Source organism: Alteromonas sp. ABH4_452 (assembly GCF_056311825.1).
In genome coordinates, this window is the sequence record NZ_CM149973.1 from 4,159,696 (window position 1) to 4,181,688 (window position 21,993).

17 protein-coding genes are annotated in these 21,993 nt (G+C 45.1%); 8 read left to right on the plus strand and 9 right to left on the minus strand.

The genetic code is table 11. The annotated features are described in order from the left end of the window. The first annotated feature begins 24 nt into the window (after positions 1–24). From rpsU to rpoD, 4 genes are all read left to right on the plus strand, one after another. Entirely contained in the window at positions 25–240 is a 216-nt protein-coding gene (rpsU, locus tag ACYX4N_RS17835; RefSeq protein WP_012517258.1) for a 30S ribosomal protein S21, read from the plus strand. 179 nt (positions 241–419) lie between these two features. Continuing rightward, positions 420–866 (plus strand): GatB/YqeY domain-containing protein, encoded by a 447-nt coding sequence (locus tag ACYX4N_RS17840; protein WP_118490272.1) that lies wholly within the window; start codon positions 420–422, stop codon positions 864–866. A 220-nt stretch (positions 867–1,086) separates the two neighbouring features. Then, positions 1,087–2,865, plus strand: coding sequence for a DNA primase (dnaG, locus tag ACYX4N_RS17845; protein WP_476054984.1), 1,779 nt, complete (start codon positions 1,087–1,089; stop codon positions 2,863–2,865). 444 nt (positions 2,866–3,309) lie between these two features. Beyond that, positions 3,310–5,145, plus strand: coding sequence for an RNA polymerase sigma factor RpoD (rpoD, locus tag ACYX4N_RS17850; RefSeq protein ID WP_474808715.1), 1,836 nt, complete (start codon positions 3,310–3,312; stop codon positions 5,143–5,145). A gap of 174 nt (positions 5,146–5,319) precedes the next feature. Here the strand turns inward: rpoD and ACYX4N_RS17855 are convergent, their stop codons facing one another. The 5 genes from ACYX4N_RS17855 to ACYX4N_RS17875 form a co-directional block, all read right to left on the minus strand. Beyond that, complete coding sequence (locus ACYX4N_RS17855) at positions 5,320–6,939, minus strand: methyl-accepting chemotaxis protein (RefSeq protein ID WP_476054985.1); 1,620 nt, start codon at positions 6,937–6,939, stop codon at positions 5,320–5,322. A gap of 157 nt (positions 6,940–7,096) precedes the next feature. Next, positions 7,097–8,278: a topoisomerase IV gene (locus tag ACYX4N_RS17860; RefSeq protein ID WP_474853634.1), complete on the minus strand. Its 1,182-nt coding sequence runs from the start codon at positions 8,276–8,278 to the stop codon at positions 7,097–7,099. 34 nt (positions 8,279–8,312) lie between these two features. Further along, positions 8,313–8,717, minus strand: coding sequence for a type 2 periplasmic-binding domain-containing protein (locus ACYX4N_RS17865; RefSeq protein WP_474808720.1), 405 nt, complete (start codon positions 8,715–8,717; stop codon positions 8,313–8,315). Positions 8,718–9,212: 495 nt separating this feature from the next. After that, positions 9,213–12,320, minus strand: coding sequence for an efflux RND transporter permease subunit (locus tag ACYX4N_RS17870; RefSeq protein WP_476054986.1), 3,108 nt, complete (start codon positions 12,318–12,320; stop codon positions 9,213–9,215). A 13-nt stretch (positions 12,321–12,333) separates the two neighbouring features. Continuing rightward, on the minus strand, positions 12,334–13,383 hold the full coding sequence (locus ACYX4N_RS17875) for an efflux RND transporter periplasmic adaptor subunit (protein WP_476054987.1): 1,050 nt from the start codon (positions 13,381–13,383) through the stop codon (positions 12,334–12,336). Between the two features lie 583 nt (positions 13,384–13,966). On the opposite strand from ACYX4N_RS17875, the gene ACYX4N_RS17880 reads away from it, so the two are divergent. The 3 genes from ACYX4N_RS17880 to ACYX4N_RS17890 all read left to right on the plus strand — a co-directional run bounded on the left by ACYX4N_RS17880 (position 13,967) and on the right by ACYX4N_RS17890 (position 16,503). Beyond that, a complete protein-coding gene (locus ACYX4N_RS17880) occupies positions 13,967–14,431 on the plus strand; it encodes an NUDIX hydrolase (RefSeq protein ID WP_476054988.1) in 465 nt (154 codons plus the stop codon). 65 nt (positions 14,432–14,496) lie between these two features. Then, entirely contained in the window at positions 14,497–15,264 is a 768-nt protein-coding gene (locus ACYX4N_RS17885) for a class II aldolase/adducin family protein (RefSeq protein ID WP_476054989.1), read from the plus strand. Between the two features lie 54 nt (positions 15,265–15,318). Beyond that, positions 15,319–16,503 carry a mandelate racemase/muconate lactonizing enzyme family protein gene (locus ACYX4N_RS17890; protein ID WP_179982367.1) on the plus strand — a complete coding sequence of 395 codons (1,185 nt, stop codon included), beginning with the start codon at positions 15,319–15,321 and terminating at the stop codon, positions 16,501–16,503. 159 nt (positions 16,504–16,662) lie between these two features. Here the strand turns inward: ACYX4N_RS17890 and ACYX4N_RS17895 are convergent, their stop codons facing one another. Then, entirely contained in the window at positions 16,663–17,538 is an 876-nt protein-coding gene (locus tag ACYX4N_RS17895) for an amidohydrolase family protein (protein ID WP_476054990.1), read from the minus strand. A 152-nt stretch (positions 17,539–17,690) separates the two neighbouring features. After that, complete coding sequence (locus ACYX4N_RS17900) at positions 17,691–18,482, minus strand: SDR family NAD(P)-dependent oxidoreductase (protein ID WP_476054991.1); 792 nt, start codon at positions 18,480–18,482, stop codon at positions 17,691–17,693. Between the two features lie 276 nt (positions 18,483–18,758). On the opposite strand from ACYX4N_RS17900, the gene ACYX4N_RS17905 reads away from it, so the two are divergent. Then, entirely contained in the window at positions 18,759–20,519 is a 1,761-nt protein-coding gene (locus tag ACYX4N_RS17905; protein ID WP_476054992.1) for an acyl-CoA dehydrogenase family protein, read from the plus strand. A 95-nt stretch (positions 20,520–20,614) separates the two neighbouring features. On the opposite strand, the gene ACYX4N_RS17910 is transcribed toward ACYX4N_RS17905, so the two are convergent. Then, the gene (locus tag ACYX4N_RS17910) at positions 20,615–21,160 is read right to left on the minus strand and encodes a DUF3016 domain-containing protein (protein ID WP_179982362.1); all 546 of its coding nucleotides are present in this window, start codon (positions 21,158–21,160) and stop codon (positions 20,615–20,617) included. A gap of 118 nt (positions 21,161–21,278) precedes the next feature. Next, a complete protein-coding gene (locus tag ACYX4N_RS17915; RefSeq protein WP_474808734.1) occupies positions 21,279–21,644 on the minus strand; it encodes a hypothetical protein in 366 nt (121 codons plus the stop codon). Positions 21,645–21,993 lie beyond the last annotated feature (349 nt).

The following is a 21,993-nucleotide window of genomic DNA, read 5'->3' on the forward strand; positions in this document are numbered from 1 at the left end:
TAAAAGTTTTGAGGTGAGTGTTTAATGCCTATCGTTAAAGTTAGAGAAAACGAGCCGTTTGATGTGGCGCTGCGTCGTTTTAAGCGTTCTTGTGAAAAAGCAGGTGTTCTTTCTGAAGTTCGTCGTCGTGAATTCTTCGAAAAGCCAACTTGGGAACGCAAGCGCAAGAAAGCTGCCGCTAAGAAGCGTCATCTTAAGAAGCTAGCTCGTGAAAACGCACGTCGCGTAAAACTCTACTAATATAGGGTTAAGTAACGAGTCTGAAAGGTGTTGCAATTGCAGCACCTTTCGCGTTTCTGGGCCTCTATTTTTTTGGCCTTATTCTTAACGACTCCATTTTTTCCTTTTCAAATGGTTGCATTTGATTTTCAACCTGGGGCTTAATAAGCTCAATCTACTAATAAAAATCAGGAAACATCATGGCACTAATTGATGATTTAAAAGCAGCGCAAAAAGATGCGATGCGTGCAAAAGAAAAAGTACGTCTTGGTACTATTCGTATGGCTATGGCTGCCATTAAGCAAAAAGAAATCGATGAACAAATCACGCTAGACGATAGCGCAATCTTAGCGGTATTGACCAAAATGGTTAAACAGCGTCAAGACGCGGCAGCGCAATACGACGCAGCCAATCGCGAAGACCTAGCGAGCAAAGAGCGTGAAGAAATCACTTATATTGAAGATTTCTTGCCACAGCCTTTGACTGACGATGAACTCAATGCCCTTATCGACGAAACCATGGCTGCGACTGGCGCGTCGGGTATGCAAGACATGGGTAAAGTAATGGGCGCATTGAAGCCTAAAGTTCAAGGCCGCACCGACATGGGCGCTTTGAGTGCAAAAATTAAGGCGCGTTTGAACGCTTAAGTACTGCCCACGTGTAACAGTGAATCGCGCAGAAGGTGGGCATTGTCTCACCTTCGTTATTCTCATGTAACCACTTCCCTGTTACAGTACTCCACTGTTTTCATGATGTTGTAGCCTGTCGTTTAAAGCGCAGCTAAGACTATGCTTTTCTCTTTATTTTTGAACTCATTCTTTTTTAACTAACTCTTTTTTTTAACTAACTTTTGTTGAAAGTACCCTCATGGCTGGAAAGATACCTCGCGATTTTATAGATGACCTGCTGTCACGTACCGATGTGGTAGAAGTGGTAGATAGCCGAGTCAAACTCAAAAAAGCAGGTAAGAATTACCAGGCGTGCTGCCCTTTTCATAACGAAAAGTCACCCTCTTTTACTGTTAGTCAAGATAAGCAGTTCTATCACTGTTTCGGATGCGGCGCTCACGGTAATGCTATCTCATTTATTATGGAATTCGACCGCTTAGAATTTGTCGAGGCGATTGAAGAGCTAGCCCGTTATCACGGGCTTGAAGTACCGCGCGAAAAAGGCAGCCGGCCTGCCATGAGCGAAGAGAAAAAACAGCAACAGCAAGACGACTATGCAGTAATGGAACAAGTCACACGCTTTTTCCAGCATCAGTTGCGCCAAAACGGTAATAGTAAAAAAGCCATCGACTATTTAAAGAACCGTGGGCTCAGTGGTGATATCGTCAAGCAGTGGGAAATTGGCTATGCCCCTGACAGCTGGGACGCACTGCTAAATACCTTTGGTAAAGATCCCCAACGCATCAAGCAGTTGGTCGATTTAAAACTGGTCAATAAAAACGACCAAGGGCGTACCTACGACTTCTTCCGCGACCGCATCATGTTTCCAATTAGGGATAAACGGGGTCGCGTGGTCGGCTTTGGCGGTCGAGTATTAGATGACGGCGGTCCTAAATACTTAAACTCACCAGAAACTCGCATTTTTCATAAAGGCAGCGAACTTTTTGGGTTTTATTCAGCGCGCCAGAACAATCGCACTTTAGATACGGTTGTCGTTGTTGAAGGCTACATGGATGTGGTGGCATTGAGTCAGTTCGACATTAATATTGCTACCGCTGCCTTGGGTACGGCTACCACACCTGAACACATTCAAATGCTGGTTCGCGCTACTTCGCACATTGTGTGCTGTTATGATGGTGACCGCGCTGGGCGTGAAGCTGCATGGCGCGCGCTAGAGAACGCCTTACCGGCGTTAAAAGACGGCGTGCGTATATCTTTTTTATTCTTACCCGATGGCGAAGACCCAGATACCATGGTGCGTCAGGTGGGCAAAGATGCGTTTATGGAAATGCTCGATAGCGCGACGCCTTTGTCTCGTTTCTTTTTTGAGAACTTGCTAAAAACTCACAACGTGGGTACGCCAGAAGGTAAGATTGCCCTTAAAAAAGCGGCTATGCCACTGATTGAAAGCACCTTAGGTGATGACCAAAAGCAAATGTTGCTGGAAGAGTTAGCCAAGCACACTGGCGAGTTCGATAGGTTTAAACTTCAACAAGATATTACCAAAGCGAATCAAGGTTTAAAGCAAGCTTACTCCCCTAATCGCAACCAGGTAAACAAACCTAAACTATCGCCACTTCGCATGCTGATACGCTTACTGCTTGATAAGCCAGAGTTAGCCGCACATTGCGAAGATGTGCAGATAGATATATTCGCCGGTAGCAATGCTGCCGGTATGGATTTATTGCGCGATATTCACAGCTATTGTGTCAATCACCCTCACGCAAAAACTGCGCAGCTTGTTGAAAATTTCCGCGACCATCCCCATTCTTCTACTATCGCGAAATTATTGTTGCAAGAACACTTAGTCAAAGATGAGGATGCTGAGCGTGTATATAACGACAGCTTCGCTCGCTTACTAGACGGGCATTTCGATAGCCGCATTGAAACCTTAATTTCACGCTCGCGGGTTCAACCGCTGACTCAAGCGGAAAAACAGGAATTGAACCTGCTTATGAGGGAAAGACAGAAGAGTTAACCCTGGGGAAAATGAACTTTGGGTTGGTCTGTTTTTGCGTAGTAAGCTTTACGTTTAGCTCGCCTTCGCCTTGCAGTTATGCACTATGCAAGTAGTAAAGGCGGAAATGTAAAAAGCATTGACTAAAAAATCGGCCGTCAATCTGGTAAAACCACCGCTTATTCTGCTATACTGGCTAATTCGCTGCGGGCATGTTTGAACATGGTTCACACTTTTCATGTGAACAAAAATGCAGCAACACGAGTAGCAAAGATATAGCCGAACATAACGGGCAGAACCGAACCCGAGCAGATGTGCATCGTAAATATATTGGTTTACACCAGCGTGGCATCTAGCATTAACGGCCTTGATACAAATGCAGTACTACAGCAGAACAGGGAACATACCTAGGCGTATGTTGTCTTTTCTATTGCAAACTAATTGAATGTGAGAAGTGTAGGTTATATGGCGCAAAGCAAGCAGTCTCAGATTAAACTCCTGATTGCAAAAGGTAAAGAGCAAGGTTACTTAACCTTTGCAGAAGTAAACGACCACCTGCCGCAAGATATTGTCGATTCTGATCAAATCGAAGACATAATCCGCATGATTAATGACATGGGAATTCAAGTTTCTGAATCAGCTCCTGATGCAGATGAACTTCTCATGCAAGAAGCGAATGCTGATGAAGATGCTGCAGAAGCGGCAGCTCAAGCACTTGCTACTGTAGAAAGTGAAATTGGCCGTACGACTGACCCAGTTCGCATGTATATGCGTGAAATGGGTACCGTTGAACTTCTTACACGCGAAGGCGAAATTGAAATCGCTAAGCGTATTGAAGACGGTATTAACCAAGTACAGTGCTCGGTTGCTGAATATCCAGAAGCGATCACTTACCTGTTAGATCAGTGGGATTTATACGAAGCCGAAGAAATTCGCCTAAGTGACATTATCTCGGGCTTTGTTGATCCTAACGATGATCAAGATCTCGCGCCAACTGCAACGCACGTAGGCTCTGAGTTATCTGAAGAAGAGTTAGATGACGAAGATGGCGATGATGATGATGACGACGACGAAGATGAAGACGATAGCGGCGTAGACCCAGAGCTAGCGCGCGAACGTTTCGCAGAACTTCGTGAACAGTACATCAAAACTCGTGATGTTATCGAGAAGAAGGGTCGTTCACATGCTGATTCTCGTACACAAATCAACGCACTAAGCGACGTATTTAAAGAGTTCCGTCTAGTTCCTAAGCAATTTGATCGCATGGTTAAAAACATGCGTGCAATGATGGACAAAGTACGTATCCAAGAACGTCTTGTAATGAAGTTCTGTGTTGTTAATGCAAAAATGCCTAAGAAAGACTTTATTAAAGCTTTCGCGGGTAACGAAACGTCTACTGCGTGGTTACACGAAGCAGTTAAATCAGGTGCGCCTTATGCAGCTGAACTTGCAGTTAACCAAGAAGAGATTGAGCGCTGCATTAGCAAGATGAATCAAGTTGAGCAAGAAACTGGCTTGGTTATCGCTGATATTAAAGATATTAACCGTCGCATGTCGATTGGTGAAGCGAAAGCGCGTCGTGCGAAAAAAGAGATGGTTGAAGCTAACCTTCGTCTTGTTATCTCAATTGCGAAGAAGTACACCAACCGCGGTCTTCAGTTCCTTGACCTTATCCAAGAAGGTAATATTGGTCTGATGAAGGCGGTAGATAAGTTCGAATATCGTCGTGGTTATAAGTTCTCAACTTACGCTACATGGTGGATTCGTCAGGCGATTACTCGTTCAATTGCTGACCAGGCGCGTACTATTCGTATTCCTGTGCACATGATTGAGACGATTAACAAGCTAAACCGTATCTCTCGTCAAATGCTTCAGGAGATGGGACGTGAACCTACGCCTGAAGAATTGTCAGAGCGCATGCTAATGCCTGAAGACAAGATTCGTAAGGTACTTAAGATTGCTAAAGAGCCAATCTCGATGGAAACACCTATCGGCGATGATGAAGATTCACATCTTGGCGACTTTATCGAGGACAGCACTATTATTCAGCCCCTCGATTCAGCAACTGGCGGTAGCTTAAAAGGCGCAACGCAAGAAGTACTAGCAGGCCTAACGGCTAGAGAAGCGAAAGTACTACGTATGCGTTTCGGTATCGACATGAATACCGACCACACGCTTGAAGAAGTAGGCAAGCAGTTTGACGTTACCCGTGAGCGTATTCGTCAGATTGAAGCTAAAGCACTTCGCAAACTTCGCCACCCTAGTCGTTCTGAGCAGCTACGCAGCTTCTTAGACGAATAGGAAAAGCATTGCTTTGTTTAAAAATCCCCGGCCTTGGCTGGGGATTTTTTTGTCTTAACTTCCGGAAGTTCTTTCTATAAAAAGCCGCAACTCGTTGTTTTAACTCTTCGCTGCACACATAAAAAAGCCCCCGTCAGGAGGCTTTCAATACGCTTTAGGAAAGTTAGCTAGAGCTTACACTCTAAACTGCTTAGCGATTGATTCGAGGTGCTGCGCAAGGTCAGCAAGCTCATTACACATAGTGCCCAGCTCGCCTGAACGGCTTGCAGTTTGCTCAGTGCGCTCATGAATTTCATCCACGTGACGTACAATATCGACCGCAACAGTGCGCTGGTCTTCCGTATTGTGAGCAATCTGTTCATTCATTTGGTTGATGCGACCGATAGTACTGGTAATGGTCTCTAAGCTGCTGCCCGCTTTATTGGCGGTTTCAACGCTATTTGTGGCTTGTTCGGTACCACGAGCCATTACTTCAACTGCTGAATGCGCTGCGCTTTGAAGCTGCTCTATTGTACTTTGAATCTCTTCTGTAGATTGCTGCGTGCGCGACGCTAGCGTTCTAACTTCGTCAGCCACTACTGCAAAGCCTCGCCCTTGTTCACCGGCCCTTGCAGCCTCGATAGCCGCGTTAAGTGCAAGCAGGTTGGTTTGTTCCGCTATGCCCTTGATTACATCTAGCACTGAGCCGACTTTGTTTGAGTCAGATTCTAAGCGCCCAATAACGTCAGCTGTCTCACGTACGTTTTCAGCGAGCTGTTGAATACTGGTAACAGTTTGCTGCACAATTTGACGACCTTCGCTCGCCGCTGTCGTGGCTTCATTGGCATCGCTTGCCGCTTGCGCTGCACTGTGTGCAACACCATCAACTGAGCCGCTCATGGTATCTACTGCACTCTTAGCATTAGTTGCAGACTTTTGCTGTACATCAATGGTACGCTGAGTTTCTTCTGTAACGCCGCGTAGGTTTTGCGCTAAGTTCGATAGCGGTAAACTCGCTTCAACAACATCGCGAACCACGCCCTGTAACTTATCCATAAATTGATTGAACCAGTACACCAAATCGCCAATTTCATCTTCGCTTTTAGTTTCTATCCGAACTGTTAAATCACCATTTTCCTGAGCAATATCTTTAAGAGAGCGAACAACATCATCAATGCTCTGCTTGATACCACGGACAATAGGAACCGCTGTTGCAAACAATAAAATGGTTACAACAATAGCTAAAATAACGCCCGTACTAATAAGTGATGTATTTGCGCTGTCTGTGTTTTCAAAGGCTTTTTCAAATGCAGCTTGCTGTGCATCACGAAATTGTGACATAGCAGCGATAGCACCATCGTAAGACTGGTTCATTTGAGCAGACAGTTCACCTAGGCGACTAAAGTCAGCTGTGCCGTCTACCATGGATTGTGAAACTTCGTAGGCGACGTCAAAGTATTCGTCGAAACCTGAGGATATACGCGAGATATCTGAACGAAACTCCGGGCTGATATTCGCGATTTGATTAAGCCCTTTCTTCGCTTCTTCTGCCAATTCTTGCGCCACAGTAAGGGTATCTTGATCACCTGTTGTTACTGCACTTGCTAGGGTGTCACGCACTTTTTGCATGTCGACCAGTGTCGATGCCGATAGCTGTAATGCTGGGAACTGAACTTTCTGTACTTTTTCTAGCGTTGCGCCATTATTGAGCGCGGTGTAGATAGTGATAAGCAAATAAATAATAAAACTTAGCGCTGCGATCCCCGGTATAAGGAAGATCTTAGTCGCAATTGGCATTTTCTTTAGAAAGTTCATCAACTATCCCACTATTTTTTATGATCGTGCAACTGCCTTTCACTTAACTTTTCAAAAAGCGCTGCACTTTGTTTGGTCTACCTAATTTATCTACCTATTAGTAAAAAACTTTAACGAAATTATGGCCTCGCACAAGTACAAGGCCATAGATAGGTAGTTAGAACGTATAATTTACGCCAACTTTAAGTAGTGTTGCATCATTCAGATCATTTAGGTCGTCTGAGTACCAAGTTACATCGGTTTTAAGTGCGAAGCCTGGCTCCACGTCGTAGCGTAGGCCCACAGTAACTGCCGATACATCTAGCTCTTGTTGAGCTGCAATGCCAGCAGCACCTTGATAGATAGAAGCCCAAGTCGCATCAGTAACCGCGTCTCCAGTAGAGATAGTTGATGGAAGTGCTGCTACAAGGCCAAGCTGATTAGCGTTATCCGCTTCTTCTACTTCATATGTGATGTGCGGCGTAAACTTACCGAAGCGCATGCCTGCAGTTACGTACCACGCTTTATTGTCAGCGATAACAGAACCATCAACTTCTGTCTGAGTAAATTCTGCACCTACAAACCAATCATATTTGTCGATATCAACCGCTACTTCAAAGAAGGTTCCCGTGTCGTCATTAACGCTGAAACCTTCAGCTGAAGTGGCTGCAGTTGGAATAACCGCGCCAAACGCAGACATGCCATCTATAAACGTATCAAAATCTTCGTTTGCAGCGCTAGTCGAACCACGTGCAAATAATGTACGAGCACTGAACCAGTCACGCGTTGCTTCAAAAGAAACAGCCACTACATTCTTTAATTCTAGCGCCGCAGGCGTACCTGAAATGGTCGTGTCAGCCTCTACACGACCCATGGTAAGCTGAGCGCCATACTCCCAATCACCAGAGTAATTCATATAGTCAATACGTACGCCATCGATGTTGTTAAAGTCGATACCGTAAACAGCGTCAGGTGGCGTTAGCCAGTGATAAGAATAACCAATATCAAGTGATGCAGAATATTTGAAAAGAGGCATACGTAGGCGACCGGCACTGATGTTGACGTTGTTGTTCAACATGTAAGTCATGTAAGCCCACTCGAAATCTGCGTCGTAGTCTTCACTTCCGCGGCCAACTAGCTGTGCAGTTGCAGAAAGTTTATCGCTAACGTCACCGCGCACCTGTAGACCAAAGACGCTGGCTGGGTCGAAGTTAAAATCACTGTCGTAGCCGTATACTGACTCGTCATCATCTAGCGTCATTCCGCCAATAAGGTTTGCAAAGCCGTTAATTTGAATGTCGGCAAGTGCTGGAGTAGCTAAAAGGCCAGCAATAGATAAGATAGCTAATTTGGTTTTCATGCGTGTTCCTTAAATTCTTTGTATTAACGGTAGGTTAGAAGGTAGCGACAACACGTACGCTATCGTTTACCGCGCCAGCGTCGACATAGCCAATAGCGCCTGGGTTACTTGCAACTGCAGATATAACGTCTGCGTCACTACCTAACGCTTCAGGAGGTTGACCTTTACCCGTAAAAACAAGTTTTGACCAAAACGCAGTAAGTTGAGCTGCAGTTTTGTTTAAGACCTTGCCGTTGAATTCGTCTGTAGCAGATTGACCTTCAGCTAACGCAACAGGCTCTGCTTTTGTACCGCTAGGGAATGCTTTGGCCTTGTTTAAGAAAAGACGGCTTATACTATCTTTATCTAGTGAATCGCCATTGCTAGGATGCACGATGACTGCTACATCAGCAATCGCCACGTTACAGCACAGTCCGGCTGCAAGTATCCATTTTTTCATCATATGTCCTCTGGAGTCTTTTTGGATGCTAGCCCATCGCTCTTCACTTTCTTTGAAGGCGCTAAAAACGACATTTGCGTGTTAGAGCGATATGAAGCAAACAGGTGCTTGTGTGTCCAAACATTTACAACGAGATAAGTATTGGTCACAAACGCAATATTCGCCACTTTGAGCTTTAAATATTTATCTTATATAAATTAATAGCTTATATAAGTACTTAGGAATGGCGCGCAGTGTAGTGAAAGTAGAAAGTTAAACAACTATACGATTGTCTAATACATACCGTTAGCGCTTATAAGCATCAATAAAAAAACTAAATGCACAGCAGAAAAACTTAACTAGCCTATATATATCAGCCACTTAAAAAAGTTAAGCATTGTAATAGAAGTGATAGATACTCATATTAGAGTATGAAAGAAGATACCTGAACTTTTGAACCCGCCCAACTGGCATTGGCGCGGGCCCAAGAGTAAACAATAGTCTATAAGCGAATACCTATGACTCACCTTTCTTGTAAGGAATCGTTTTTTCCAGCGCTTCGATTTCGTTGGTTCGCTGCATTGGAGAGCCTGTTTTCCTTGCAAGCCAGCTATACGCTGTAGGAACAACATAAAGGGTCATAAATGCTGAAACAAGCACACCTGAGAAGATAACCATACCGATTACCATCCGGCTTTCAGCGCCAGGTCCTGATGCAAGCACCAAAGGTAAAGAGCTAAACACGGTGGTAAACCCTGTCATTACGATAGGGCGCAAACGCTGTGCGGCAGCACGCTTAAGTGCGAGTTCAAACTCCATACCTGCATCGCGAAGTTGATTAGCGAACTCTACTATCAAGATACCATTTTTTGCGGCAAGCCCGATAAGCATAACCAAACCAATTTGGCTGTAGATATTAATCGTCATGTCACTAAAAAACAGACCGATGTATGCCCCAACGAGAGCTAAGGGCACGGTAAGCATTATAACTAAAGGGTGCACCCAGCTTTCAAACTGCGCGGCCAATATTAAGTAAGTGACCGCAAGCGCTAGCATAAAGACATAAACAAATGAGTTGCCCGCTTCTTGATAAAGCTGTGACTCACCTTTGTAATCGATAGATACGTTATCGGGCAGTTCAGTAGCCACAATATTTTCTAAGTAGGAAAGTGCCTCACCTAGTGTATAACCATCTGCTAAGTTAGCCGATATAGTAACGGCCCGCATTCTGTTATAGCGGTTTAGTCTTGCCGAGGTAGCCTGCTCTTCAAAGGTGAGTAAGTTGTCCATAGGGATAAGCTCACCGGTACGAGATGACCTCACGTATAAATTTTCAATACTGTTAGGGCTTCTAAAGTCTTCTTCTATGCCTTCCATGATAACGTCGTACTCTTCACCTCTATCGAGGAAAGTAGACACCCTACGCTGCCCCAGCATTACTTCTAACGTTCCGCCAATATCACTAATTGATACACCCAAATCAGCTGCTCTGTCCCGATTTATTTTGACCAATAACTGGGGTGATGTCTCTTTGTAGTCAGAGTCTATGCGAATTAATCCCGGGTTTTGCGCTGCTTTTTGTAACACTATGTCGCGCCACTCTACAAGGTTCTCATAGGTATCACCTTGTAAGACGAACTGAACAGGACGCCCTAGCCCACCTCCTGATATCCCGCTTCGCATGATCGCAAACGCGCGAACATCAGGTACGCTGTTAAGCTTGCCGCTGATTTCATCCATTAGTGAAAATGTACTGAAATCACGCTCATCCCAATCTGCAGAACCGACGATTGCTATCCCCGCGTTTCCGCCGAAACCCGGTGTTCTCACCAAAAGACGATTAATTTTACCGCTCTCGCGATAGGGCATTAATATGCTTTCTATTTGCGCTAAGTTTCTTGCGTTACTTTCAAAGCTCGCCCCTTCTTGAGCGTTCATTAAGATGAAAAAGTTACCTCTATCTTCTTTAGGAACGAACTCACTAGGTACTTTCTCTGAAAGTTGGACTAACGCAACAACCGCAATAATAAGCATGATCAGCATAAGGAAAGGTTGGTGTAAGGTTTTACCCAACGTATTGAAGTAACTGCTTTCAAGCTTTGAAAACCGCTTATCCATCCAGCTTCCGAAGCCTGATGAACGAGGGCGTTTTTTAAGTATTTTTGACGCCATCATGGGCGACAAAGTAAGCGCGGTAAAGCTTGAAAATGCCACTGCTGCAGCAATGGCCAACGCAAACTCGGTGAAAAGTCTGCCTATATTACCTTCAAGGAAAACCAAAGGAACGAACACAGAAATAAGTACCAGAGTAGTGGCAATTACGGCGAATCCGACCTCTTTGGCACCGCGATAGGCAGCCAAAATAGGCGGTTCTCCCATCTCAATGCGCCGATATATGTTCTCAAGTACAACAATAGCATCGTCTACCACTAGGCCAATCGCTAATACCATAGCAAGCAGAGTTAGCAGGTTTATTGAAAAGCCCAGCGCATACATCACAATAAAAGCAGCAATAATAGAAACAGGTACGGTAACCGCAGGAATTAGCGTGGCGCGAATATTACCTAGGAAAAGGTATATTACGATCACTACCATGAGCATAGCGATCCCCAAGGTCTCATACACCTCAACAATTGATGCCTCAATGAAAACTGATGAGTCGTAACTTGGCACAATAAAAATGTTATCTGGAAGGGTCGCTTCTATTTTTTCAATCTGCGCTTTCGCTGCGCGGGCTACTTCGAGAGTATTGGCTTTAGACTGCTTGATAATGCCTAGGCCTATCATATTGACGCCATCACCCCGAAACTCTGTCTCGTCATCTTCGGCGGTTAGCTCAACGTGGGCTATTTCGCCTAGACGCACCAGATAGCCGTTATCCCCTACTGCAACGGTTAGCGCTGCAAAATCATCCGGCGTTAGAAACGTTCGCGCTACCCGTACTTCAAAGTCACGATCATTACTTTCTACTTCACCAGCAGGCAACTCTACGTTTTCGGCGCGGATCACTTGCTCTACATCGCTAACTGTTATGCCTCTAGCCGCCATAGCATTGCGGTCTAAAAACACTTTCATGGCGTAGCGTCTTCCACCACCAATTTGAATTCTAGCCACACCGTCCACAATGGACAGCCTGTCAACCAGCACACGTTCTGCGTAGTCGGTCAACTCCATGGTATTGAGGTTGGTGCTTCGTAAGTTGTACCACACCACGGCACTTTCATCAGAGTTCGCTTTAGATACTTCAGGGGGATCGGCTTGATCGGGCAAGTTATTTAACGCGCGGCTGACTCGTTCGCGCACATCGTTAGCTGCCGCATCAATATCTCGAGAAAGTTTAAACTCAATAGTAATGTCTGAACGACCATTGCGAGATGTAGAGGTAACGTTCTTTATGCCTTCGATACCCGAAATCCTGTCTTCAAGAAGCTGGGTGATTCGAGTCTCGACTATGTTTGCCGAAGCCCCTGTATAGTTTGTATTAACCGAGACAATGGGTGGGTCGATGTCGGGGTATTCCCGTAAACTCAACATGGAGAACGCGGCAATACCAAAGATAATCAGCAGTAAATTAAGTACGGTTGCAAAAACCGGGCGCTTTACAGAAACGTCTGACAATAGCATAACTGTATACTCCCTAGCGGTTTAATACATTAACCGGAGATTGGTCACGTACGCGAAGTGTACCTTCGGTTATTACTTCATCTCCTTCACTTAAACCGCTGACAATCTGCACTTGTCCTGGTCGACGCTCACCAATTTTTACCTCAGTTTGATGTGCAACATCATCTTTAACCACATAAACAAACTGTTTGTCTTGCACTGGCACCAGTGCCTTTTCTGGCAAGACTAAAGCGCTAAGTACACGTTTTTCTACCACAACGGTTAGCAGCATACCTGGGCGTAGACGACTGTCTTGGTTATCAATAGTTGCGCGCACGCGAATGGAGCGGCTAATGGGGTCTAAGCGCGTATCAATATTGGTAATTTTTCCTGTAAACTCTTCTCCAGGATAAGCAACTGACGACGCACTTACCAATTGCCCTTTAGCCACGCTAGCCAGGTGGTTTTCAGCGATACTAAAATCAACTTTGATTTGGCTAATATCATCTAACGTGGTGATAGAGTCGCCTGGCTGAATTAGTGAACCGATACTGATCTCTCGGTTGCCTAGCAACCCATTAAATGGAGCACGTATTTGAAGGTCGTTAAGCTGAGCTAACGCGACATCTAACTGGGCTTGTAATGCTTTCACTCGAGCTTGCTGCTCATCGAGAAGCTGTTCAGAAGTAGCATTTGACTGACGTAAGTCGGCTATGCGGGTAAACTGACGTTTAGCCTCGTCAATATTAGCTTTTAGCTCTTCTACCCTAGCACGCTCTTCAGTGTTATTAAGCTGCACCAAAAGCTCGCCTTCTACGACTTTATCGCCATCATCGAAATTTATCGTTTTTACCGTATCGGTAACTTGAGCGGTGATATTTACAGACTCGTTAGCAGTAGCTGTGCCGAGCGACTCGATAGTGATAGGAAATGCCTGTGACGAAACAACTGCTGTTTTTACTGGTGTGGCTCTAGCGCCAGCGCTTGCTTTACTTTCTTCCTGTGGCATATTTAAATATGCAACAACACCTGCAAGCAACAGCACGCCAAGTACTAAGGGCGATAACGAGAATCGAGAAGACATAACCTTTCCTATTGGTAAAATAGCATTGCGCTGAGCGTGAACTTTTTTAAAAACTCATTGAATGCTTCAGTACACAAAGTTCGCTTTATTTAAGCGCAAACTTTCCCAAACATTTTTTTGTGTACCGCGTTATTATTTTTATACCAATCCGCATAGATCATTGCCCTCTCAGAAGGCGCTGGCAAGTTTCCTAGCGAAGCGTGGGAATGCAGGAATGGTGTTCCCTTTCAAATTCCCAGAATGAAGCTAGGAAGCTTGCCAGACCTTCCCGAAGGGCGAGTTTAAAATGTCCGTACTCTTTGTTGTGTCACCTTGATGTAGAGCCACTACACCTGCGGTAACACGCCGCGATTACGAACATTTTAAATCTCGCTGAGTGGGTAATGATCTACGCGGACTGGTATTAGTTGTGTTATTTTTATTTTTGCGTAGAGTCTGCTTGATAATATTGATTACTTTTAAAGCAATCGCAAACACCCGCTAGAGTATTTTACCCAAATCAATGGTCATCTTATTTCGCTTATCAGCTATATTCGCTGTTTTAACGCTTTTCGCATGTTCACCGTCAACGCCTAGTTCCCCAATGTGCCGTGTTTCAGATGCACTGTCATCTGAAAATGTTCACGCTGAAATAAACGCTCACGTTTCCCCCGTTGGCGCGGCCTGTTTAATAAAAACTGAAGGGAAAGTGTTGCTGGTCAAGCACCGCTTGTCTGGCAAATTAGACTTCCCCGGCGGAGGGCTAGTTGAAGGTGAATCACTTGCCTGCACAGCCCATAGAGAAACGTGGGAAGAAACAGGTTTTAACGTTGAAGTGAAAGAGTACCTATCGACGACAGCTAATGGTTTAGTCATCTTTGGCTGTCATACAGATGCAGGAATTGAAAAGCTTCCTAACACTTTCGATGCACCACCGTGGGCAAAATTAGAAGTTATCAGACTCGTTAAGGCAGACCCATTTATGCTCGACCATGATGCGCTGCGTTATGCTGATGATCTTATTCCCTTGCGCGATGGCTATACCCAATTCGTTATAAAGCAGCACTGACAAAGCATTGTTCATTGTGTCGGGGATTGGTAAATTGTCCCAATTGAATAAACAGGAGAAGTGGCTTGTTTTCACTGCCAACATTAAGCCTAAAAGGCAAAGTATCTGAACTAGAATGGCAAACCCGTGTTGATTTAGCGGCGTGCTATCGGTTAGTTGCCGATATGCGATGGGGCGATCTTATCTATACCCACATTTCCGCCAAGGTACCGGGCACAGACCATTATCTTGTTAATGCCTTTGGGCTTACCTTCGATGAAGTTACGGCTTCTAACTTGGTAAAAGTCGACTTAGACGGCAATATACTTGACGACACACCCTATGGAATTAACCCGGCCGGATTCACTATTCACAGTGCCATTCACGAAGTGCGCCACGACGCCCAGTGCGTCATCCACCTACATACATTAGCTACCATCTCTGTGGCTTCGGTGAAAGGCGGATTGAAGCCGTGGAGTCAGTATTCAATGTTTTCGCTTCCTTCGCTTTCTTATCACAGCTATGAAGGCTTGGCCGTAGACGATAGCGAGAAGAAGCGTTTGCAAGACGATCTTGGCGATACGAATCATATGCTTTTGCCTAACCATGGCGGTCTAACCCTTGGCCCAACTGTTGGCGACGCCTTTATGCGCTTTTACGATTTACAGCGTGCGTGCGAAATTCAGCTTGCATTAATGCAATCTAACGAAGCAGTTATCGAAATACCGCAAAGCATTATTGATGGTATATACGCGCAGGCAAATGTTGTTCACAGCGGCGAGACTGGCGGTCAAAAAGCATGGCCTGCTATGTTGCGCAAAGCCTATAAGTTAGATCCAAGTTTTTGCGAATAATTAAGCCTATTTAGCTAAACGCCAACTCATTTTAAACAGGAATTGTTTTAACACATGAAAGTCACCAAAGTAGAAATTTTTGATATCGAATGCCCTAAACGCCCGCAGTGGAACCCTGTTTTTGTGCGTGTTTATACCGATGAAGGCATTACTGGCGTAGGTGAAGCAGGGCTTGCTTATGACTGGGGGCACAGCGCCGCAGCGCATATGATTAAGGAAATTGCCGAAGCCATGCTAATTGGCTTTAACCCTTTCCACACTGAGTTGCTTTGGTCGAGAATGCTGCGCGAAGGCTTTTGGGGACTAGGCGGCGGCCCGGTAATTTATGCCGCAATGAGCGCCATTGATACCGCGCTTTGGGATATTAAAGGCAAAGCACTTGGCTTACCTGTTTATGAACTCCTTGGTGGTAAAACAAATGGCAAGCTCCGCAGCTATGCCAGCCAGCTACAGTTTGACTGGGATAAAGAAGTCACCAAACTTAATGACCCAGCAGATTATGCTCGCGCTACTGAAAAAGCCCTGAAAGACGGTTACGACGCCGTGAAAGTTGATCCCATCGTTTACGATAAAGATGGCAACACCCACTTTGACAGAACCAAGCTGTTTACTAAGCCCGAGCTTAAACTTTTCAAAGCTCGCCTTCAGGCGATTAGAGACACCATGGGCGAAGATGGCGACATTATCTTTGAATGTCACAGCTTGTTAGGTGCATCAACAGCCATTCAGCTGGGCGATATTGTAGAAGAGATTGGCTGCTTGTATTACGAAGAGCCGGTTAATTACCTTAACTCTAAGCTTCACGACAAAGTGGCGAAAAACGTCAACGTGCCGATTGCGGGCGGTGAACGCTTATATCACCGCTGGGACGTACGCCCGTACCTTGAAGACCAGTCTCTTGATGTACTTCAACCTGACGTTGGCCTTTGCGGTGGTTTCACAGAAGCGAAAAAGGTATGCGACTATGCCGACATTTACGACGTTCGCATTCAGGCTCACGTTTGCGGCGGCCCAGTTGCTACGGCGGCAAGTTTGCATTTAGAAACGGCTATTCCAAACTTTTTAATCCACGAGCATCACACCTATGCCATCAAAGACTGGAACCGTGAGCTTTGTATTCAGGACCCTCAGCCAGTTAACGGCTTTATAGAAGCGCCCGACACACCGGGAATTGGTATCGACCTAAACGATGAGGTGGTTTACCGCTCGCCACACATGACAGTAACGGAACTTAAATAGCAAAGTTACATACAGGCACACTGGTGAGCCTGCACGGTCCCTACGCAAAGCACCTGTGTAAGGTGTCTGTGCAAAGTATCTGCGCTAGGTATTTGTAAAAGATACCTGTGCAGTTTAACAACGCCGAAATAAGCTGTGAGGTTTGTTTCGAGCTAGCGCTTAAGCGATGTCGTACCATTGCTTAGCGTTTATAGACAACAGCGCCGCTTTTTGAATTTCAGAAAGCGGCGCTATCATATCTGAGAACCCATGCCAAAGCGCAGCATAAGGCATTCGCCACTGGCACAAAGGGAAGTTGCTCGCAAACATGATTTGATTTGTGCCAACTATTTCCAATAAGGTTTCAAAAATATAGTTGGCTCGCTGCCAGTGCCACCTCCGCTCTTGCATTTCTAACCCTGAAAACTTAAACGCAACCTGCCCGATTTCGCTCAAGTCGCGGATATTCTGCCGCCAGGTTTTAAACGCAAAGCTCTTTATATCAAGTGGCGCAAGAGCGGCGTGGTTGATTGCTACTTTCAAAGCTGGGTTTTGCTCTAATACGTTAAGCAATGCAACTACGGCGTTAGTATCCGCAATATTTAACTGAGCATCAAAAGACAAGCCTTTAGAAGCCATGTGACCAAGCGCCCACTTTACTTTAGGGGCGCGCAAAAGCGTTGCAGCGTCGTCATCTAAAATATGGCGAAGGCCACGTACAGAGGGGTAAAGTTCTAGCTTGTCAATATGACTGCCAACACTATAGCCAGCTAAATCTATGCAACCAACCGAGCGAAATGGCAGCGTACAATGACGCTCTAGAAAGGCAATTTCTCGCCACGGTCTACTGTTATCGTAGCCAGCTTCAATATGCACAAACCCATAAAGCTGTCCTAGAGAAGCGCGATGAAGCATCGCCTCTGTGGTATTTTTGGCAATATTTTTCTTATCAGCCCAAAAAGGCGCATTAGTGGGTTTTAGCCAATCGTACTGCCCTTCATCTAAAGCAAAAAGATGAATATGAGGGTCTACCCACGTTTGTGAATGCTGAATCATTTTTTATTTTTTAACCCAAAGTTTGTACGGTTAACTGTGGCGTTTTTTACATCACCTACTTGCTGTGTTCCTATTTCGCTCTCACTAGTGAGCTGCGCCTTCTGTGTTTCTTTTTGCGCCGCTTGTGTTGAGCTCTATTTATCTCGCCCTTTCTATTGAGCCGTGTAGCCCCCATCCACAGCATACAAACTTCCTGTGATGAAAGACGCCTTGTCGCTACATAAAAAATAGGTCAGTTCCGCTACATCCTCTGGCTGACCTAATCGCCCAATGGGCTGAGCTGCAGCTTCTTCGGCTACCACTTCACTTTTATTTACACCAGAGCGAGCTACATAATTGTCAATCGCGTTATGAAATAAAGGGGTTTCAATGGTGCCTGGACATACCGCGTTCACGCGAATGTTGTATGGGGCATAATCAAGTGCCGTGGTTTTTGCAATAGACGCCAGCGCACCTTTACTTACCCCGTAGGCAAAGGAGTTTCGCTTTCCTACAAACGACTGATCAGATCCCATCACCACAATGGCTCCACTACCCTGCTTTTTCATCGTCGGCAAGCAAGATTTAATTGCGCCATAGGCGCCTTTAACGTTCAGGCTAAGTACCTTATCAAGCAAGGCTTCGTCGGTATCCTCAATAGTTGCAGACACGTGGATACCAGCATTACACACTAACGCGTCTATGCGTTGATAAGCCGTCATAACTTCATCGATTGCAGCTTCAACGTTACTTACCACGCTTACATCACAAGGCTTCCAAATAGCGTTAGGCACAGCTTGCTCAAAGTCTCTTATATCTAAGTTAACCACTTGATAGCCATTTTCGCTAAACAACTTGCATACCGCGAAACCGATACCCAAGCTTCCGCCTGTGACTATACAAATCGGGGCCTGCGCTTCATTACTACTATATTCAATATTTTTCTTCGCGCTATCTGAATTCATATCTTTATGTACCGTGTTGCTGGTGCGTATGCGTTGTTTCAATGTAGGCTAAGCATGCCAGTGAGAATGTGAATTGCAAGCTAGCTAAGCATTTGTGTTCACCATTCTATATTAACAGTGACACACGAGACATCATCACCAGCATTTTAATGAGCTGCTCTCATTGCCACATCATCCAAATTTATTATTAACTTTCCTTTAACGGACTATTCGGACTACGCTTTTTGTGACTATAATAGGCAAAATTAAAACACTTGTTTGAAAAAGGAGTCATCCATGCCTCTGTACCACGCCCCTACAACTGATTTTCAGTTCTTATTAAAAGACTGGCTTGGACTTGATGCTCACTACGAAAAGCTCGGTATCAGCGACTTTGATAGCGAACTAGCCAATGAAATTATTGCGCAAGGCGCAAAGTTTGCGTTGGATGTGGTTGCCCCTCTTAACCGTGAGGGCGATGAGGAAGGCTGTAAGCTTGAAGACGGTAAAATTACCACACCTAAAGGCTTTGCAGATGCTTATCAGGAATACGTTGCTAACGGCTGGAACGCAATGCTAGGCACTGCCGAGTACGACGGGCAAGACTTGCCGTACACTATGGCGGTGCCTGTTCACGAAATGCTAAACGCGGCGAACTTAAGCTGGCGCTTAACCACCATGCTTACCGAAAGCGCCACGCTTGCGGTTACTAAGCACGCCAGTAAAGAATTGAAAGATATCTACCTTGCTAAGCTAATCAGCGGTGAGTGGACAGGTACAATGAACCTGACCGAGCCTCACGCGGGAACCGATTTGAGCTTGCTTAGCACTAAAGCTGAGCCACAAGGCGACGGTAGCTACAAAGTAACCGGTAACAAGATATTTATTACTGCTGGTGATCAAGACTGGAGCTCGAACGTTATTCACCTTGTGCTAGCTCGCCTTCCTGACGCACCAAAAGGTGTTAAAGGTATAAGCCTGTTTTTAGTGCCTAAATTCCTTCCAGATGCTAGCAATGAGCCAGGTGAGGCGAACAGCCTTTCAGTAGGAAGCATTGAACACAAAATGGGGATCAAAGCGAGCCCAACATGTGTGATGAACTTCGACGGTGCAACAGGCTACCTTGTCGGTGAAGAAAACCAAGGCCTCGCATGCATGTTCACTATGATGAACGACGCCCGATTCCAGGTAGGTCTTCAGGGCTTAGGTGCCGCAGAAGCCTCGTACCAGGGCGCGCTAACCTACGCACGCGAGCGTGTGCAGTCTCGCGCACCTCAGGGTATCCAAAACCCAGAGGGCAAAGCAGACCCAATCGTATTTCAACCTGACGTAGCGCGTATGCTACTTACACAGAAATCATTGATTGAAGGTTGCCGTGCACTTTCACTTTTCTACGCTAAATTTATGGACGTAGAAAAGCTTGGTGAGGGCCAAGAAAAAGAAGATGCCGACAAAATACTTCAGTTTTTAACGCCTATCTGTAAAGCCTTTATGACCGATATGGGCCTTGAAACGACTAGCCTAGGTGTACAGGTATTCGGTGGTCACGGTTTTATTCGTGAGTGGGGCATGGAGCAACTTATGCGCGATGTGCGCATTGCAATGCTGTACGAAGGAACGAACGGTATACAGGCCCTAGACCTTATCGGCCGTAAGCTTACCCGCGATGGCGGACAAATGATGGAAGCTACTTATAAAGCGTTTAGTGCATTAGTTAGCGACATTCAAGACAGTGAAGCGAAAGGTCTGGCTCAAGGTATTCTTGATGATTGGCGTGCATCTTCAGCAGACTGCTTAGGTATGGATGCAACCACCGCTGCAGCAGCTGCCTGCGATTACTTGGCATACAGCGCCTATTCATTGATTGGTGTACTTTGGTACAGCATGGCTGACAAAGCTCAGGCATCGGGCAATACGGTACTTGCCGCTTCGAAGATGAAGACACGTGACTTCTATATGGAACGTATCTTAGTACGCCGTGACGCACATAAAGCCGCTTACAAAGCAGGCCCTGAAAGCACACTTGCTATTTCAGGCAATGAGTTTGATTACCTGTAAGCTATATACGCTTTCTTAGCCCAACAAACTTGGACTAAAAACACAAAAAAGGTCACTACACGTGACCTTTTTTATTACCTTTTTACGAAGAGGTATTAATCGTTTGCCGCGACTTGTGTGGAAAACGTATCAGCAAACCAGTCGTTTAGCATGGCTTTCTCGTACGATAACGACTCGGTGCGGTTGTGACGAATATTCGACTCCATAAAGTCCATGTCTTTAAGCTTCACATCCTCACCACTTAAAATGACCTGACCATCAGAATTAGATAGTGAGTAACTAAACGTCATTCTTGGAATATCTATGCGTTTAATTATTCGCACATCGCTGCCAGCCCCGCTGCCAAAACCTACAAACTGGCTCGGCCAAACTTGACCAGCCAAATCAACGTTTGTCACCGTCATCGACAGTACCTGTGATTCGGGCAGGTCGCTAGCTAATTCTGTAATGTGTTCTTCTAAGTCTTTTAAAGTTCGCTCACGAAAGCGTTTACGAGATTCATTGGCTGGCCTGACATCGCTGTAAGATTCTGGCTCTTCCCATGTTATCTCTACCTCAGCGGCTTGGGTTGGCGCAAAAACAACTAGAGCCCCTACGGCTGCGGCGCAACTTAAACAAGAAAAAGTACGTAATTTATTCACTTTCATGCTCCTAAATTCAGTCGTTTAACCTTAAGTTAGCAAGCGTTGAGAAAGTTATTAATCAAAAAAACATTAGAAAAGTTTTAGATTTAACTTTTTCTTACTCAAAAAGCTAATGTCACTTTGAAACTTGCATAACCGGCGACTGCTTAATGATTAGGCACAGTTTTGCGCGTTTAGTTCCCGTAAAATTAGGGTTTATATCATCGTTTTCACAATAGGTGTGGTGAAAGCGTTTTACGCTTGCAGCATCGGCGGTAATTAGTTTAACGTAGCTTTGCTGGTAAGGTTTCAAAGGGCTTAGTTCAATATTTATTTTATCTTGCAAACTACGTAACTCTTTTCGCTCTGGAAGGGTGGCAATGGACACCAGCCAGTCAGAGACAGAGTTTTGAATATCTTCAAATAAATACTGGACAAAAGGAGAGCGCAGCACTATTACCAAAACAATAATTTCCGCAGCGATAATAAAGAACCGTAACATAACTTCTCAGCTAACTTTGATAGGGGTTTACAACAAATAGCGCCTACTTTGTGCGCTTTTCACCAACAATATACTTAATAAATGCTTTGCTAATTTGTATTACAACAAGGTTCACTGTACATGATTTGGACACTTATTGGCCACATAATTGCGCTGCATGGTAGTGTGTTATCTAACTTACTGTAAACACGATAGTTTATACTAAGGTATAACTTGTATACTTTTTCGACCGACACTTTTTAGGGCTAACCATTTATTCAATTTTACGCTTATTAGCCATGTCGCTGTATGTAGAAATTTACAAAATGACATAATGCAAAAGAAAAATAACAAGCCACCAGTATTATTT

Coding starts and splice junctions, on each gene's coding strand:
- rpoD (WP_474808715.1), top strand. CDS start 3,310: ATGGCGCAAAGCAAGCAGTCTCAGATTAAACTCCTGATTGCAAAAGGT.
- rpsU (WP_012517258.1), top strand. CDS start 25: ATGCCTATCGTTAAAGTTAGAGAAAACGAGCCGTTTGATGTGGCGCTG.
- ACYX4N_RS17855 (WP_476054985.1), bottom strand. CDS start 6,939: ATGAACTTTCTAAAGAAAATGCCAATTGCGACTAAGATCTTCCTTATA.
- ACYX4N_RS17880 (WP_476054988.1), top strand. CDS start 13,967: ATGTGCCGTGTTTCAGATGCACTGTCATCTGAAAATGTTCACGCTGAA.
- ACYX4N_RS17915 (WP_474808734.1), bottom strand. CDS start 21,644: ATGTTACGGTTCTTTATTATCGCTGCGGAAATTATTGTTTTGGTAATA.
- dnaG (WP_476054984.1), top strand. CDS start 1,087: ATGGCTGGAAAGATACCTCGCGATTTTATAGATGACCTGCTGTCACGT.
- ACYX4N_RS17840 (WP_118490272.1), top strand. CDS start 420: ATGGCACTAATTGATGATTTAAAAGCAGCGCAAAAAGATGCGATGCGT.
- ACYX4N_RS17900 (WP_476054991.1), bottom strand. CDS start 18,482: ATGAATTCAGATAGCGCGAAGAAAAATATTGAATATAGTAGTAATGAA.
- ACYX4N_RS17895 (WP_476054990.1), bottom strand. CDS start 17,538: ATGATTCAGCATTCACAAACGTGGGTAGACCCTCATATTCATCTTTTT.
- ACYX4N_RS17870 (WP_476054986.1), bottom strand. CDS start 12,320: ATGCTATTGTCAGACGTTTCTGTAAAGCGCCCGGTTTTTGCAACCGTA.
- ACYX4N_RS17890 (WP_179982367.1), top strand. CDS start 15,319: ATGAAAGTCACCAAAGTAGAAATTTTTGATATCGAATGCCCTAAACGC.
- ACYX4N_RS17875 (WP_476054987.1), bottom strand. CDS start 13,383: ATGTCTTCTCGATTCTCGTTATCGCCCTTAGTACTTGGCGTGCTGTTG.
- ACYX4N_RS17905 (WP_476054992.1), top strand. CDS start 18,759: ATGCCTCTGTACCACGCCCCTACAACTGATTTTCAGTTCTTATTAAAA.
- ACYX4N_RS17865 (WP_474808720.1), bottom strand. CDS start 8,717: ATGAAAAAATGGATACTTGCAGCCGGACTGTGCTGTAACGTGGCGATT.
- ACYX4N_RS17860 (WP_474853634.1), bottom strand. CDS start 8,278: ATGAAAACCAAATTAGCTATCTTATCTATTGCTGGCCTTTTAGCTACT.